10 protein-coding genes and 1 pseudogene are annotated in these 16,392 nt (G+C 42.5%); 6 read left to right on the top strand and 5 right to left on the bottom strand.

Annotated features, from left to right (window positions below):
• The first annotated feature begins 68 nt into the window (after positions 1 to 68).
• Together secA and mutT are read left to right on the top strand one after the other, a co-directional pair.
• A complete protein-coding gene (gene secA, locus GFB47_RS01760) occupies positions 69 to 2,801 on the top strand; it encodes a preprotein translocase subunit SecA (protein ID WP_153446088.1) in 2,733 nt (910 codons plus the stop codon).
• Positions 2,802 to 2,939: 138 nt separating this feature from the next.
• A complete protein-coding gene (gene mutT / locus GFB47_RS01765) occupies positions 2,940 to 3,353 on the top strand; it encodes an 8-oxo-dGTP diphosphatase MutT (RefSeq protein WP_153446090.1) in 414 nt (137 codons plus the stop codon).
• Between the two features lie 127 nt (positions 3,354 to 3,480).
• Here the strand turns inward: mutT and GFB47_RS01770 are convergent, their stop codons facing one another.
• The 3 genes from GFB47_RS01770 to GFB47_RS01780 all read right to left on the bottom strand — a co-directional run bounded on the left by GFB47_RS01770 (position 3,481) and on the right by GFB47_RS01780 (position 6,353).
• Positions 3,481 to 4,092 (bottom strand): TIGR04211 family SH3 domain-containing protein, encoded by a 612-nt coding sequence (locus GFB47_RS01770; protein WP_153446092.1) that lies wholly within the window; start codon positions 4,090 to 4,092, stop codon positions 3,481 to 3,483.
• Positions 4,093 to 4,297: 205 nt separating this feature from the next.
• Positions 4,298 to 5,560: an inorganic phosphate transporter gene (locus tag GFB47_RS01775; RefSeq protein WP_153446093.1), complete on the bottom strand. Its 1,263-nt coding sequence runs from the start codon at positions 5,558 to 5,560 to the stop codon at positions 4,298 to 4,300.
• A gap of 112 nt (positions 5,561 to 5,672) precedes the next feature.
• Positions 5,673 to 6,353, bottom strand: a complete 681-nt coding sequence (locus tag GFB47_RS01780; protein ID WP_153446094.1) for a TIGR00153 family protein — start codon at positions 6,351 to 6,353, stop codon at positions 5,673 to 5,675.
• A 241-nt stretch (positions 6,354 to 6,594) separates the two neighbouring features.
• Between GFB47_RS01780 and GFB47_RS01785 the strand changes: the two genes are divergently transcribed.
• On the top strand, positions 6,595 to 8,112 hold the full coding sequence (locus GFB47_RS01785) for a CYTH and CHAD domain-containing protein (protein WP_153446096.1): 1,518 nt from the start codon (positions 6,595 to 6,597) through the stop codon (positions 8,110 to 8,112).
• A 37-nt stretch (positions 8,113 to 8,149) separates the two neighbouring features.
• Here the strand turns inward: GFB47_RS01785 and GFB47_RS01790 are convergent, their stop codons facing one another.
• Positions 8,150 to 8,935, bottom strand: coding sequence for a potassium channel family protein (locus GFB47_RS01790; RefSeq protein WP_153446098.1), 786 nt, complete (start codon positions 8,933 to 8,935; stop codon positions 8,150 to 8,152).
• A 172-nt stretch (positions 8,936 to 9,107) separates the two neighbouring features.
• Between GFB47_RS01790 and glnE the strand changes: the two are divergent.
• Positions 9,108 to 12,009 (top strand): annotated as a pseudogene (gene glnE, locus GFB47_RS01795) (bifunctional [glutamate--ammonia ligase]-adenylyl-L-tyrosine phosphorylase/[glutamate--ammonia-ligase] adenylyltransferase).
• Positions 12,010 to 12,430: 421 nt separating this feature from the next.
• Complete coding sequence (gene hldE / locus GFB47_RS01800) at positions 12,431 to 13,861, top strand: bifunctional D-glycero-beta-D-manno-heptose-7-phosphate kinase/D-glycero-beta-D-manno-heptose 1-phosphate adenylyltransferase HldE (protein WP_153446100.1); 1,431 nt, start codon at positions 12,431 to 12,433, stop codon at positions 13,859 to 13,861.
• 278 nt (positions 13,862 to 14,139) lie between these two features.
• Here the strand turns inward: hldE and tolC are convergent, their stop codons facing one another.
• Positions 14,140 to 15,495, bottom strand: coding sequence for an outer membrane channel protein TolC (gene tolC, locus GFB47_RS01805; protein ID WP_153446102.1), 1,356 nt, complete (start codon positions 15,493 to 15,495; stop codon positions 14,140 to 14,142).
• A gap of 262 nt (positions 15,496 to 15,757) precedes the next feature.
• Here tolC and nudF point away from each other — a divergent pair, with 262 nt between their 5' ends.
• Positions 15,758 to 16,381: an ADP-ribose diphosphatase gene (gene nudF, locus GFB47_RS01810; RefSeq protein ID WP_153446103.1), complete on the top strand. Its 624-nt coding sequence runs from the start codon at positions 15,758 to 15,760 to the stop codon at positions 16,379 to 16,381.
• The last annotated feature ends 11 nt before the right edge of the window (positions 16,382 to 16,392 follow it).

Consider the following 16,392-nt stretch of genomic DNA (forward strand, 5'->3'; position numbering starts at 1 on the left):
GTTGAAGTATTGGCTGCAAGAGACTGAAATCAGAGATCCCAAGGATCGGAAAGAGAGATTCATAAATAATGTTAACTAAGTTACTGACCAGTGTCATTGGTAGTCGTAATGATCGAACTCTACGACAGCTAAACAAAATCGTAAATAAAATTAATAGTTTTGAACCTGACTTTGATGCCTTGACGGATGAGCAGTTGCAAAACAAAACCGTTGAATTCCGTGAGCGCTACCAAAATGGCGAGACCATCGATCAGCTATTACCGGAAGCGTTTGCTACTGTGCGCGAAGCTTCAAAGCGTATTTATGGTATGCGTCACTTCGACGTGCAGCTTATTGGCGGCATGGTATTAAACGGCGGAAAAATTGCCGAGATGCGTACTGGTGAAGGTAAAACCCTAACCGCAACCTTATCAGCCTACCTTAATGCTTTAGCTGGTAAAGGTGTTCACATCGTTACCGTCAATGATTACTTAGCAGCGCGTGATGCTGAAACCAACCGTGCGTTATTTGAATTTTTAGGTATGACCGTTGGTATCAACGTACCTAATATGGTGCCGCAACAAAAACAAGCGGCGTACCAATGCGATATTTTATACGGAACCAATAACGAATTTGGTTTTGATTATCTGCGTGACAACATGGCTTTCCGTCCGGAAGACCGTGTACAACGTGAACGCTTCTTTGCCGTGATCGATGAAGTCGATTCAATCTTGATCGATGAAGCGCGTACACCGCTTATCATCTCAGGCCCTGCTGAAGATAGCTCAGATCTTTACACCAAAATTAACCTTCTTATCCCTTCTCTTGAGCGTCAAGACGAAGAAGATACCGAAGAATACCGTGGTGACAAACACTACACTATTGATGAAAAAGCCAAACAAGTTCATATGACGGAAACCGGTCAAGAGTTTGTGGAAGAGCTACTGATCCAAAAGGGCATGATGGAAGAAGGGGATACGTTGTATTCACCCGCTAATATCAGCTTATTACACCATGTGACAGCGGCATTGCGCGCGCATGTATTGTTTGAAAAAGACGTCGATTACATCGTAAAAGATGATGAAGTCATTATTGTTGATGAGCATACTGGCCGTACGATGCCTGGTCGTCGTTGGTCTGAAGGCTTGCATCAAGCAGTAGAAGCCAAAGAAGGCGTTAAGATTCAAAACGAAAACCAAACCTTGGCATCAATCACCTTCCAGAACTACTTCCGTCTATATGAAAAACTGTCGGGTATGACAGGTACTGCTGATACAGAGGCATTTGAATTCCAATCTATCTACGGTTTGGATACCGTGGTTATTCCAACTAACCGTCCAATGATCCGTAATGATATGCCAGATGTGGTTTATCGCACTGAAGAAGACAAGTTTGCCGCGATCAAAGATGATATCCAAGAACGTGTCAGCAATGGCCAGCCTATCTTGGTAGGTACGGTTTCGATCGAAAAATCTGAATTGTTATCGAATGCGTTAAAAGCGGCTAAAATTAAGCACAGCGTCTTAAATGCGAAGTTCCACGAAAAAGAAGCTGAAATTGTTGAACTTGCCGGTACACCTGGCGCGGTGACCATCGCAACCAACATGGCTGGTCGTGGTACTGATATTAAGTTAGGCGGTAGCTGGGAAGCCGAAGTTGAAAAACTGGTTGCGAAACAAGGCTCTGCTGCGACTGAAGAGCAAGTTGCTGAGATAAAAGCAAAATGGCAACAAGTACATGATGCGGTACTCGCCTCTGGTGGTCTGCATATTATTGGTACTGAGCGTCACGAATCTCGCCGTATCGATAACCAGTTACGTGGTCGTTCTGGTCGTCAAGGAGATGCGGGTTCTTCTCGTTTCTATCTATCAATGGAAGATTCATTGCTGCGTATTTTTACCTCCGACCGTATGGCTGGTTTAATCCAAAGTGGTATGGATGAAGGTGAAGCGATAGAAAGCCGTGTCTTGTCTCGCTCAATTGAAAAAGCACAGCGTAAAGTAGAAGGTCGTAACTTTGACGTACGTAAACAATTATTGGATTACGATGATGTCGCCAATGACCAACGTAAAGTGATTTACGAATTACGTGATGAGTTGATGGGCGCGGGTGATATTAGCGAAATGCTAGCTCAAAACCGTGTTGATGTATTGACCTCTATGTTTGCCCAATATATTCCGCCGCAATCTCTTGATGATATGTGGGATGTGGCAGGCTTAGAAGCGCGCTTGCAGGCTGATTTTGATCTCGAATTCCCAATTCAAGCTTGGTTAGATGAAGATGATAAATTGTACGAAGAAGTGTTATGCGAACGTATCATCGAACAAGCGGCGACTATCTATAAAGAAAAAGAAGAGGTAGTAGGCGCCGAGGTTCTACGTAACTTTGAACGTCAAGTGATGCTGCAAACGTTGGATACGCTTTGGAAAGAGCATTTAGCGGCAATGGATCACCTTCGTCAAGGTATTCACTTGCGTGGCTATGCACAAAAAGATCCAAAACAAGAATTTAAACGTGAGTCGTTTGAATTGTTTGGTGAATTATTAGATAGCCTAAAATTTGACGTTATTTCAACTTTAAGTCGAGTTCGCGTGCAAGAGCGCGAAGAAGTCGACCGTATGGAAGAGCAACGCCGCATTCAAGCAGAAGAAGCTGCCCGTCGTCAACAATACCAACACCAAGCGGCTGACGGTATTAGCGATGATGAGCAAGAAGGTGCACCTCAACCAATGGTTCGTGAAGAACGTAAAGTGGGTCGAAATGAACCTTGCCCATGTGGTTCAGGTAAAAAATATAAACAATGTCATGGTAAAATTGCCTAATTGATATTGTAAGGTGTTTTTGAGCTATAGATAAAAACAAAAGGTCGCTTCGGCGGCCTTTTTTAATATCCCTAAAAGCCTAAAAGCCTAAAAGCCTAAAAGCGTAAGAATACAAAAATAGCACAACAGGAGAGCCTCATGACTTTAACGCAAACATCTCGGTTACATATTGTGGCTGCGATTATTTTTAACCAGCAACAAGATCAGATTTTTATCACTAAGCGTCCTGCTAAGCTACATAAAGGCGGTTATTGGGAGTTTCCAGGTGGTAAAGTGGAATCTGGTGAAACGGCTGGAAAAGGGCTGATACGAGAGCTGTATGAAGAGATTGACATTGAAGTCACAGCATTGTCTTTGTTTGAGCACTTGGATCATGATTACCCAGAAAAGAAACTAACATTTGATTTCTTTAGTGTCACCGCTTTTAGTGGCAAACCTTATGGCAAGGAGGGGCAAGAGGGTAAGTGGGTTAAGATTGAAGATCTAGTGGACTATCAATTTCCTGAAGCCAATCAACCTATTGTCGAAAAGCTATTAGCAACTCTCGGCTAGGGTATATATGAGTTGATTTAAGTTTTATCAACGCGATAAAAAAGCCAGATTGAGGTTTCCCTTAATCTGGCTTTTATTATTTATAACGCATTTTAACTTAAATCAAAACCTTCTAACCTAAGTATACTTATGCCCAGCCGCCGTTTTTCTTTTTACGACGTGGGATAAGATGAGGAAGCAATAAACCAAATAGTAAACCTAAACCAGCTACACCGCCGCCATACATGAAGTAACGGAGCAATAAGTCGTCTTTTTGGGTGTCTAATTTTGCACGCAGTTCACGAGCTTCAGCTTGAGAGTCTGATAACTGTTGATTAAGGTTACGGTAGTTAGTCTCAAGATCGGAAATCTGTTTGTTACTCACTTTTAGTGAACTGACTAAACCTGCTTTTTCTGTATCCGATGTTTTACGTGCATTAGCTAATGCATCTTTTACGCTAGAAAGCTCTTTCTCAAGTTGTGGCAAGCGAATCGACATACTGACATTCGCCGTCACGTATTTACTTTCAACCCAACCTTTACGGCCTTTGCTATCGACGACCTGAGAGAATCCGGCTGATTTGTTTGAGGTTAAAATCTTGATCACTTCACCTGCATCAACACTACCGATAATACGGTATTGATTACCTGGGCCAGAATGCAGATAAGTGAAAAGATTATCTGAGATATAGAAGTCACGTGCGTATGTCATTGGAGCAAAAAAAGTTGCTAGCAATACTAAGCAAAAAAGCTTTTTCACATTTTGTCCTTTTTAGTGATATGCGCTTGCCTGTGTTTACGATTTGGAAAAATCCCCATCGGCAAAAGCATTAAATAAAATTTGTTAAGGAAATAGTAAGAAGTTTCGACTTAACGTGCAACAAAAGAGGGAGCAAAAGCTCCCTCTTTGTGCATCTAAGCATCAATTATGACACGGCTTTGACAGAGTGTCGGTAATTGCAAGCTTATGCGCCGAATGCTGCTTTGATTGCATAGAAGAATACAATCGATAATACCGCGCCCGCGGGCAAGGTAACAATCCAAGATGCAACAATGTTACGTACTACGCCAAGGTTAAGAGCTGCAATACCGCGAGCAAAGCCAACCCCTAATACCGCACCCACCAGTGTTTGCGTGGTTGAGATAGGAAGACCAGTACCCGATGCAAGAACAACGGTAGAAGCGGTTGCAAGTTGAGCAGCAAAACCACGACTTGGGGTTAGTTCAGTAATACCCGTACCAACAGTAGCCATTACTTTATGCCCCATGGTTGCAAGACCCACCACGATACCAAGACCGCCAAGAGGTAAGATCCACCAAGCTATTTCACTTTTGGCGGTTAATTCACCCATGCTGTGTACGGTTGAAACCACGGCAGATAATGGACCAATTGCATTGGCAACATCATTCGAACCATGAGCAAATGCCATCGCACAAGCCGTTACCACCATTAAGATACTAAAGATACTTTCAACACCAGCAAAGCCATGCTCTTCTTTCTGGTTAGCAAATTTTTTCTGGATATAAATATAACCACCGACCATGACAATAGTCGAGAAAATGACAGAATATAACCAAGCTTCGCCATGGGTTAAATGTAGACCAACGTGCTTAAGACCTTTTTTGATGGTCACAAGTGCAATCACCATAGTGGTCAAGAACATATAAACCGGTACAAAACGTTTGGCATTTGCCATTGGCGTTTCGGTATCAAATATCAGTCGTTGTGCACTGACAAAAATACCATAGGCAAACAGACCCGCGATAAATGGTGTAATTATCCAACTACCCACAATGCCTTGTACCGAATGCCAATCAACCGCTTCAGTTCCGGTTGAGACACAAGCAAAGCCGATAATCGCACCAATGATTGAGTGGGTTGTCGATACTGGCCAGCCCATATAAGAGGCCAGTAATAGCCAAGTACCTGCAGCTAACAGTGCTGACATCATACCGTAAATTAAAATTTCGGGATGAGAGGTATAAAAGGAAGTTTCAATAACGCCATTTCGAATGGTGTCAGTCACTTCGCCACCAGCAAGATAAGCCCCTGCAAATTCAAAAATCATCGCAATAAAAATTGCTTGTTTCACTGTTAGCGCTTTAGAGCCAACAGAGGTGCCCATGGCATTGGCAACATCATTTGCACCAATACCAATTGCCATTAGGAAGCCAAATAACGCGGCTACTAAAATAATAGTTGTGCCGTAGTTTGCGAGGATATCCATCGTAATACCTAGTTTTTTAGACAACAGTTCGGGCAAGCAGACACAGGGAATCACACCCTGAACTTACCACATCAGTTATTTTTGCTATTTTGATTATTTTGTTGAATCGAACTTATGAACGAGACAACATGACTTCTAATCGAGCACCAACTCGTTGTGCTTGATCAGCAATACCGCCAACCCATTCTAAAATCTTGTATAAAAACATGACATCAATAGGATTGTATTTAGATTCAATTGCCATCAGTTGTTGGCGCAATGCAATTTGCATCATGTCAGTATCATCTTCAATTTCATCTAGTTGATTGATCATTTCGGCAACCAGTGTTACTTCACGACCTTTAAAACCAGTTTCAAGTAATTCATCTAGTTCATGGATTACTTTTTGCGCTTGACCTGCTGCATCGAGACAGCGAGCAACATAAGCAATAAACTCTTCATTTAGCTTAGATGGTATTTGCAGTTGACGTCCAATAACTCGACCTGCAATGTCTTTAGCAAGGTTGGCAAGTTTGTCTTGTTGCGTCAATAGCTCAAGCATGTCAGTACGGTCGACCGGCATAAATAAACCACGCGGCAATTTAAGACGGATTTCGCGTTTAAGTGTATCCGCTTCTCGTTCTAGGCGAGAAATGGTTTCACGACGTTTTTTCGCTTCTTCCCAATCACCTTGAGCACATGCTTCAAAGAAAGGAATAAGGTGTGAGCAACATTCATTCACACTAACAACGTGTTCTTGCAAAGGTTTAATTGGGGACTTTGCAAACAAGCCCATTATTGTATTTACTGGCATGGTTATTCAACCTACAAAAAAATATAAATTATAGGACATCTTACCGTTAGATTACGGTCAAATGCTAGACAGCGCTATAAAGTCGCGCATGTTAACTTAATATCTTCGGCATTCATACCCTTTTAGAGCATCCGGTGGATCAATTCTAGAGGATTGGCTCGATCAATTCTTGGTTATTTGTTGCTTGCTCCTTTCATCATTACGCCATATCCTTTCTAGGTTATCAACAACGGACCTGACCATGGAAACTGAGATAGAACTGAAATTTTTTGTATCACCCGATTTTTCCTCTATTTTAAAATCTAAAATAGAAGGAATGAAAGTGCTTCAACACAGTTGTCGAACTCTAATGAACCTCTATTTTGATACTCCGGATCAATGGTTGCGACAATATGATATTGGCATGCGGATTCGTCGCACCGATGATGTCTATGTTCAAACAGTTAAAACTTCTGGCAGAGTGGTAGCTGGCTTACATCAACGCCCAGAGTTTAACGCTGAACATAATAGTAATGAACCTGATTTATCGCTTCATCCAATCGATATTTGGCCAGAAGGCCGTGATTGGCAAGATCTGCAAAATGAGCTGGTGCCATTGTTTGAAACTAACTTTGAACGTGAGCAATGGTTGCTGAGTATGCCGGATGGCAGCCAAATAGAAGTGGCTTTTGATCAAGGTGTAGTGAGTGTTGGAGAACAACAAACGCCAATTTGTGAAGTGGAATTAGAATTAAAATCCGGTCAGACCGAATCATTATTTACCTTAGCTCGTTTATTATCAGACAAAGGCGGTATGCGCTTAGGTAATTTAAGTAAAGCGGCGCGAGGTTACCGTTTAGCACAAGATTACCAAAGCGATCCGGTAGTGAACTTAACCTTAGTTGAGACTCAAGCCGATGAAACGGTTGAGGGCTGCTTTATCGCTTCGCTTGAACATGCACTATCGCATTGGCTTTACCATGAGCAAATTTATGCTGAGCAAGATTCGATAGCCGCACTTGAAGAAATTAATGAATCAATCAGTTTTATTTGTCAATTATTTCATGTATATGGTGGGATCATTCCGCGTCGTACCAGTGCCATTTTACGCCAAGAATTAAAATGGTTAAAAAATGAATTGTTGTGGTTGAAAAATTATCAGTACCTAGATGAGTTGACCGAAGATAAAGGCTATTTATTACGAAAGCTGGATAGCCAAAAATATCTGGTTAATGAATTAAATAGCTTACAACAAGCTTTACCTGATCGTGCTGAGATGCTGGGGTTGTTGCAATCGGCTCGCTATACCGCGGTGTTGCTTGATCTTAGTCGTTGGATATTATCGCGTGGATGGCAACCATTCTTAGATGATAAAGCCAAACAAAAGATGGGTAAAAACGTCGCTTCTTTTGCGAAAAAACAACTGAATCGCAGTTGGCAGGAGTTGGTTGAAGTTTTTCCACCAGAACGTAGCTTCAGCTGCCAAGATTATATTGATCAGCAGTTGTGTTTAAGTCGAAATTTGTATACTGGCTTAGCGTTTGCTTCGTTATTTGAGTTGGAATTAAGAACCCAATTTCGTTTGCCTTGGGTTGATTTGATGCAAGGGATTGATGATTTATTGACGTTAACCCCGCTAGAGCAATTACAAGATCAATTAGACGAGGATCAACAAGATCAACTCGACCGCTGGCTTAAGCGCCAAGAGCATTCTATTTTACATGCTATGGAGCAGACTCGAGCGCATTGTCTTGAGATCACCCCTTATTGGCATGATTAAGTATTAACGCTGGCTTTTAAGTCGTAGTAAAAAGGGATCACTCGATCCCTTTTTTATTATCTGGTGTTTCATTATTGCCCTGTCGCTGGATCTTTTTCTCTAGACGATCAACCTTATCAAGCAATTGTTGTTGCTGGTTTAGAATCTGTTCAAGGTTACTTTTATATTGCGCATTTTGTTTATCGTGTGGTGTGGCGATAATGGATGCTAGCAGCCCTGAAATCATACCAAAAATACCGACCCCGCAAACGATTAGTACCGAAGCCAAAACCTTGCCTGCAAACGTGACTGGGAAATGGTCACCGTAACCTACGGTAGAAATAGTGACAATACTCCACCAAAGTGCATCGGCAGCTGTGTGTATGTTTGTGTTGGGGGCGTTCTCCTCAAACAATAGCATTAAGCTTGAGCCTAAACAGAGCAAAATAATTAACAAGGTGAATATAGTGGCAACGGTGGCTTCTTTAGGGTTTTCTAAGATTTGTTGTCCGATTTTTTTTCGAGATCTCAGCATTAAGAAAATACGAATAATATGTAGCAGTCTAATATAACGAAAAAACTCAATGCCAGGCAAGCTGGCGAGAAAATCTAATGCATGCACTTTTAAATAGCGTAGGCGCAGCTTAGATCGATAACAATCTAAGCTTAATTGAAATAAAAATAGAGCACAAATTGCAGTGTCAATTCCCAACATAGTATGACGAGTATCTTGTGGTAACGGCACAAACAACAAGAAGGAAACTAATATGACGGATACAATTGAAAGTAACAATGACATTAAGCTCAATGGCTTAAAGTCTGCATCACTGTAAAAATTAGACATGTGAATTTCCTTTAGAACTTAAATTTGAAATCATAGTCAGGAACCTTACAACTATTTTAATTAACATGGAACGCGGTACTAACGTCGTAGTAAGAAAAACGGTAGAGTGTTAGTTCAACATAAATATTGCTCAATCGATTAATAATATTTAGGCATTAAACAAGGAAACGTTATGGTTATTTGTGCGCAGCTGCAACTGCAGCAACAAAAATCTCTGGATGCTTTACAGCAAATTCATTCGGCTATATTAACCGATTGGCCATCGGCTGTAATGCAGCAGCTAACACAAGTTTTAGCGATCAGTGATTTTATTGTTGAATCTTTATTGGCAGATGCTGCATTAGTTGCCGCGTTACCGCAATTATTATCGAGCACCAATCGATCTCATCATTATCGAACTGAATTAGCATCGAAATTAGCGGCCTGTGTTGATGAAGCGTCATTGATGCATCAACTGCGCCTGTTTCGTCGTCAAGAAATGGTGATTATCGCGTGGAGAGATTGTCTACTCAAACAAAATCCTAAGGCGAATATATCCAAGACTGACTGGAATTTAGAAAAAAGCTTATCTCACTTGTCGCTATTGGCCGAAGCGATGATTTTTGAAACCTATCAATGGCAGTATCAAGCGTGCTGTAAAGAGTGGGGAACACCGTGCAATAGTGAAGGCATACCTCAACCTATGCTGATTATTGGTATGGGGAAACTCGGTGGTGGAGAGTTGAACTTTTCCTCTGACATTGATTTGATTTTTACTTATCCAGAAAATGGTCAGACTCAAGGCCAACGTCGCAGTATTGATAACTCACAATTTTTTACTCGTTTAGGGCAGCGGATCATCAAGTCACTCGATCAACCCACCTATGATGGTTTTTGCTATCGGGTCGATATGCGTTTGCGTCCCTTTGGTGAAAGCGGCCCATTGGTGATGAGTTATGCGGCGTTAGAAGATTACTATCAAGAACAAGGGCGAGATTGGGAACGTTACGCTATGGTCAAGGCGCGGGTGATGGGCAGTGAAATGTATCCGCAATATCAAGAGCTCCGCCAAATGCTGCGCCCGTTTGTGTTTCGCCGTTATATTGATTTTAGTGCGATTCAATCTTTACGCCGGATGAAGTCGATGATCCGCTCGGAAGTGCGTCGTCGTGGTCTCACTAATAATATTAAATTAGGCGCGGGTGGGATCCGAGAAGTAGAGTTTATTGCTCAAGTATTTCAATTGATCCGAGGTGGTCGTGAACCCAGCCTGCGTGGTCGAGGATTATTGGAAACCTTAACCGCGATTGATGAGATGGATCTGCTTGAAGCTGGCGATGTGAAGGCCTTACGTGACAGCTATTTATTCTTACGTCGCTTAGAAAACCTGATCCAAGCATTGCATGACAAGCAAACCCAAACCTTGCCAGATGATATGCTCGATCAAGCGCGCTTAGTCTGTGCGATGGGCGCAACTGATTGGGGGCAGTTAACCACTCAAATTAATCAGCATATGCAACAAGTGCATTCAGTGTTTGTTGAGCTTATTGGTGAAGATGAAAACCAAGAGCAAACAATCGCCGCGCATTTTATTGAAATGTGGAATATGGCGGCGCAAGCGGATGTCCTCGCCAACATCCTGACCACTGACGTCAAGATAGAGCCAGCGGAAGATCTGGCTGCAATAATTACTCAATTTAAGCAAGATTTGGCTAAGAAAACCTTAGGCCAACGTGGGCGTGAAGTGCTGGTACAACTAATGCCAAAAGTATTTGAGGCGGTGTTTGCTAACCCAGACGCTGAGTTTGGTTTAGCCAGAGTGTTGAGCCTGTTAACCAAGATTGTTACCCGAACCACTTATCTCGAATTACTTGAAGCCCACCCTGGCGCATTAAAACAATTGGTTCGTCTGTGTACTGCGAGCCCGATGATTTCGGAAAAATTGGGGCGTTATCCGATCTTATTAGATGAATTGATCGATCCACAACAGCTTTATAACCCGATCGCGTTATCGGATTATCGCTCTGAATTACGAGACTTTTTAGCTCGTATTCCCGAGGATGATATGGAGCAGCAAATGGAAGCGCTGCGCCAATTTAAGCAAATTTGTATTTTAAAAGTGGCTGCTGGGGGATATTGCAGGGGTATTGCCGGTGATGAAGGTCAGCGATCATTTAACTTACTTAGCCGAAGCTATTATGGACGCAGTCGTGCAGCAAGCTTGGTTGCAAGTGAGTGAAAAGTTCGGTCAGCCTCGTCATCTCGAAGGTCGAGAAGGGAAAGGCTTTGCGGTGATAGGTTATGGCAAAGTTGGCGGCTGGGAGCTTGGTTATGATTCCGATTTAGATGTGGTTTTCTTGCACGATTGTCCGGAAAATATCACCACCGATGGCAAAAAAGAAATTGATGGTAGGCAGTTTTATTTACGCTTGGCGCAACGCATTATCCATATATTTTCAGTGCGTACCCCATCGGGTATTTTATACGATATTGACACTCGGTTACGTCCATCCGGTGCCTCTGGGTTACAAGTTTGCAGCGCACAAACCTTTGATGAGTATCAGCATCAAGAGGCTTGGACATGGGAGCATCAATCCTTAGTGCGAGCGCGCATGATTTACGGTGACGACCCGCTGGAACAAGCTTTTAGTCAGACCCGTTTTACTATCTTGACGCTGGAGCGCGAAAAAGAAAAGTTGAGCCAAGACGTGGCCGATATGCGAGTGAAAATGCGCGAGCACCTTGGGGCGAAAAAAGCCGGCCGCTTTATGTTAAAGCAAGACAAAGGCGGCATTACGGATATCGAATTTTTGGTGCAGTACTGGGTGCTGCAATACAGCCATCAATACCCATCATTAACTCAATGGTCGGATAATGTGCGTATTATCGGCGTAGCAGCGCAAGAGCACTTATTGAATACTCAACAAGCTGAGCAATTAATCGAAGCCTATACTTGCATGCGAGATGAGATCCATCATAGGAATTTACTCAAGCAAGATGCCGATGTTGATGAGTCGCGCTTTATTGAGCACCGAACCTGCATTGAGCAGCAATGGCAAGCGTGGTTACCACAAAGCCCGAAAGCTAAACCCTAATTTAAAGCTAAGACTCTAGGGGCTGTTGATCTTTCGTGATTAAATTTTGTTCGAGATAAAAGCCTTTTAATCGAGGAAAGTCGATTGAAGCCTAGTTATTCTAAGTAAATGAGACTTAACGAAGAGTAAAAGGCTTTTAGCCGAACCCTTCGGGCTGCGTTTGTTGGTCTTTTCTACGTCGTCATCGGCTTTTCGTGTAGCCAGCTACACCACAAAGCCTCTTTCTTGTATAAAAACCCAACAATTCGCAGCAAAAACAACCACGAAAGATCAACAGCGCCTAGAGTTAAGAGTACAGGGACGAGCTTGATTTGATTTTTCGTTATTGGTGAATGTGATATGATCCGCACCAATGTATTCAAATGATTCAATAATTATATTTTAGATTGAGCACCAATAGACTCAATTTGCGGAGAACGTTATGAAACCTATTTTGCCTAACTATGCTGAATCTGGCGTGTTAATTATTGGCGATGTGATGCTGGACCGTTATTGGTATGGCCCAACTGCGCGTATTTCTCCAGAAGCGCCAGTGCCAGTGGTTAAGATTGAAAATAATGAAGAACGTCCAGGCGGCGCGGCAAACGTGGCAATGAATATCGCTGCGCTGGGTGGTAACCCTAAGTTAGTCGGTTTGACCGGTGATGACGAACCGGCGCAAGTCTTAAATCAAAAGCTTTCATCATTAAAAGTGTTGTGTGATTTTGTGGTGATCCCTGAACTGCCAACCATCACTAAATTGCGCGTAATGAGTCGCGGTCAGCAGTTGATCCGTTTGGATTTTGAAGATGATTTCGCGGGCATTGATTCTAACCTTTTGATACAGCGCTTAGAGCAACACTTACCGCAAGTACAATCGTTGATTTTATCGGACTATGGCAAAGGTGCGTTAGAGGGTGTGCAAACGATGATCCAAAAAGCGCGCGCGGCGAAAGTGCCGGTATTTATCGATCCTAAAGGCGCTGATTTTGAGCGCTACCGTGGCGCGACATTATTAACCCCAAATTTGTCTGAATTTGAATTGGTGGCGGGTAAAACCAAAGATGAACAAGACTTGGTTGAAAAAGGGCTCGCTTTAATCGAGAAATTTGATTTTGAAGCTCTGTTGGTCACTCGTAGTGAACACGGTATGACGTTATTGCAACGTGGACAACAACCGTTCCATTTGCCAACTCAAGCGCAAGAAGTGTTTGATGTGACCGGCGCTGGCGATACTGTTATTTCAGTTTTAGCCGCTTCAGTGGCTGCTGGTAAAGACTTAAAAGAATCATGTGCATTAGCCAATGCCGCGGCTGGCGTGGTGGTGGGTAAGTTGGGGACTTCCACTTTATCGACTATCGAGCTGGCAGAAGCAATCCATGGCAGCAAAGATACCGATTATGGTGTGATCAGTGAATCGGCTTTAATCGATGCGGTAAAACGAGCCCGTGGGCGTGGCGAAAAAGTGGTGATGACCAATGGCTGTTTTGATATTTTGCATGCCGGTCATGTGTCTTATTTAAACAATGCCGCTGAATTAGGTGACCGCCTAATTGTTGCTGTGAATACCGATGAATCGGTTAAAATGCTAAAAGGTCCTGGCCGCCCAGTGAATCCAACCGATCGCCGTATGGCGGTGCTGGCCGGTTTAGGTTCCGTTGATTGGGTGGTGCCGTTTAGCGAAGAAACCCCACAGCGTTTAATTTCCACTGTATTGCCGAGTATTTTGGTGAAAGGCGGCGATTATAAACCCGAAGAAATCGCTGGTGGTGAAGAGGTGATTGCGGCAGGCGGTGAAGTCAAAGTGTTGAACTTTGAAGATGGTTGCTCGACCTCTGAGATCATTAATGCGATTAAAGGTGGGAAGGGGTAACCAATAAAAGAAAAAGCGAGATCTCCTATCTGCTCGTTCTACTCGCGTATGGGATGACGATTTTGATATCAATTTTTCACTAAAACACATTGATACGAATAATAAAAATGCCACTTCATTTGAAGTGGCATTTTTTATGTTTGATCAGTTTTAGTTATTTAATCGTTTTCAACGTTGAATGCAGAGAAAAGTGTAAAAGGGCATGGATGGCCTTTTCTCAAGCGGGGCTGCGTCTTTTCGGCGTATTCAAATTGAGCCAATATTAAATAAAACTGGTATTACTTAGTCGCTGCTGTCTTGATCAAGCCGGCATTAATATCTAATACGTCTTGCTCACTCAGTGTACCAACCGCGCCTTTCAATTGAAGAACACTTAAAATGTAGTTGTAACGTGCATCGGATAATTGGCTGTTGGCATCGTATAAACGACGCGTTGCATCCAATACATCAACGATAGTACGAGTACCAACATCATAACCGGCTTCGGTTGCTTCTAATGCAGACTTAGCAGAAATAACCGATTGCTCGTACGCGCGGATGGTTCCGATCGAAGCATTAATATTGTTGTAGTAAGCACGAACGTTTTTCACTACGCCACGGTAGGTTGATTCGAGTTGCTCACTAGCAGATACGTATTGGTATTCAGCTGTTTTGACGTTAGCGCTGGTTGTACCACCTTGATACAAAGGAACAATTAAGTTAACGCCAATGTGGTAATCGTTACTGGTGTAGTTGCCCGTTGCCGAATGGTCATCATGGGAATCAATATCTGAATATTGGTAACCACCATCTAAAGTCAAAGAAGGTGAGTAACCTGAATTTGCCAATGAGATATTACTTTTAGCAATATCTTGACCGATACGGGCCGTCAATAATGACAAGTTCTTTTGTTGCGCTTCATCAACTAAGGCATTTGAATTAGTTTGTGGCGAATTGGCTGAAAAACGTTTGGTGTCTAGCAAGGCTAAATCTTTATTCATTTGGCCGGTGATTTCACGTAATTCTTCATAGCTGTTGGTGACATTGTTTTCGCCAATGATTTCATCGGCTAATACGCTATCGTATTGTGCTTGTGCATCATGTACATCAGTAATAGCAGACAAACCGACATCAAAACGTTGTTTCGTTTGTTCTAATTGACGAGCAACTGCTTTTTTCTCAGCGCGGATAAAGGTTAGGCTATCTTGTGCTTGTAATACGCCGAAATAGGCTTGCGAAGTACGCAAAATCAGATTTTGTTGTTCAGCCGCGTAAGCAGAATCTTGTTGGCGAGCATTTTGCTCTGCGATGTCTAAGTTCACCCAGCTATCACGACGATAAAGTTCTTGAGAGAAGTTCACACCTGCAGTGAAAGCATTATCTTCATTGGCTAAACTCGAAATATTTAAAGGGTCGCTGTTATGAGCGTTAATATTTCGATTAATATTGTAACCCGCGGTTAAATTGATCTGAGGCAAAAGGTCACCACGGCTCGCTTCTATCGCGGCAAAGGCAGAATCACGATCCGCTTTTGAGCGCAGTAGTTGAGGATCATTTTCTTTTGCTTGATTATAAATCTGAGCTAAATCATCAGCGTGCGCAGTAGTCACGCCACCAAGAGCGAGACTGATGATAAGTGGAAGCAGCTTTTTCATTATTCTTTCCCGCTTATAAAATTAATAAACAATAATCTTTTGATTGTAACCTAAGTAACTAAAATGTTATGCAATCTTTTACATTAATTTACCATTTACTATCCGAGTGGGCAATAAAAAAGAAGAAACTAAACTAATCTCACTGTTTTTCAAAAAAAATGACAGCAAAGCTTGTCGAATTTGCCGACTCGTGATTAGATTATCGGTCGGTCAAATCAAGCACCATTATTGATTTTATTCTCTTAACATGAGTTTTACTATTATGAGCAAATCTAAACCGGTTTCGAGTACATTTCATCGTGATGATATTAAAGTCGAGAGCAAAGAAACGCTCTTTCGCGGCTTTTTTAAAATGGTGAAATATACTTTTCGACATCGTTTGTTTGCGGGTGGTTGGAGTCAACCTGTTGAGCGTGAAATGTTTGAACGAGGCCATGCCAGTGCTTTGTTACCCTATGATCCAACTCACGATTTAGTTGTATTAATTGAACAAATTCGAGTTGGTGCGCTCGAACATACTTCGCCATGGCAATTTGAGATCATCGCGGGTATGAATGATGAAGGTGAAAGCCCAGCCGAAGTGGTTCGCCGTGAAGCACAAGAAGAAGCCGGTTTAGCGGTGAATAATATTGAAGCGATCAGTCATTACTACCCCTCTTCAGGCGGATGTTCAGAAACCTTAGATGTATTCGTAGGGCAAGTGGATGCCAGTCAAGCATCCGGTGTGCACGGGCTTGAAGGCGAAAATGAAGATATTTTGGTGCATGTGGTGACCCGTGATCAAGCGTATCAAATGGTGCGTGATGGCACGATTGAAAATGGCGCATCCATCATCGCTCTGCAGTGGCTTGAGCTAAACTATAAAGAATTACAACAACGCTGGTAAATTTACCTTGT

The organism is Vibrio algicola (genome assembly GCF_009601765.2).
Classification (GTDB): domain Bacteria; phylum Pseudomonadota; class Gammaproteobacteria; order Enterobacterales; family Vibrionaceae; genus Vibrio; species Vibrio algicola.

Bases quoted from the DNA above. Each gene is read 5' to 3' on its own strand.
- GFB47_RS01785 (WP_153446096.1), top strand. From the start codon at position 6,595: ATGGAAACTGAGATAGAACTGAAATTTTTTGTATCACCCGATTTTTCC.
- GFB47_RS01775 (WP_153446093.1), bottom strand. From the start codon at position 5,560: ATGGATATCCTCGCAAACTACGGCACAACTATTATTTTAGTAGCCGCG.
- tolC (WP_153446102.1), bottom strand. From the start codon at position 15,495: ATGAAAAAGCTGCTTCCACTTATCATCAGTCTCGCTCTTGGTGGCGTG.
- GFB47_RS01790 (WP_153446098.1), bottom strand. From the start codon at position 8,935: ATGTCTAATTTTTACAGTGATGCAGACTTTAAGCCATTGAGCTTAATG.
- secA (WP_153446088.1), top strand. From the start codon at position 69: ATGTTAACTAAGTTACTGACCAGTGTCATTGGTAGTCGTAATGATCGA.
- GFB47_RS01780 (WP_153446094.1), bottom strand. From the start codon at position 6,353: ATGCCAGTAAATACAATAATGGGCTTGTTTGCAAAGTCCCCAATTAAA.
- mutT (WP_153446090.1), top strand. From the start codon at position 2,940: ATGACTTTAACGCAAACATCTCGGTTACATATTGTGGCTGCGATTATT.
- nudF (WP_153446103.1), top strand. From the start codon at position 15,758: ATGAGCAAATCTAAACCGGTTTCGAGTACATTTCATCGTGATGATATT.
- hldE (WP_153446100.1), top strand. From the start codon at position 12,431: ATGAAACCTATTTTGCCTAACTATGCTGAATCTGGCGTGTTAATTATT.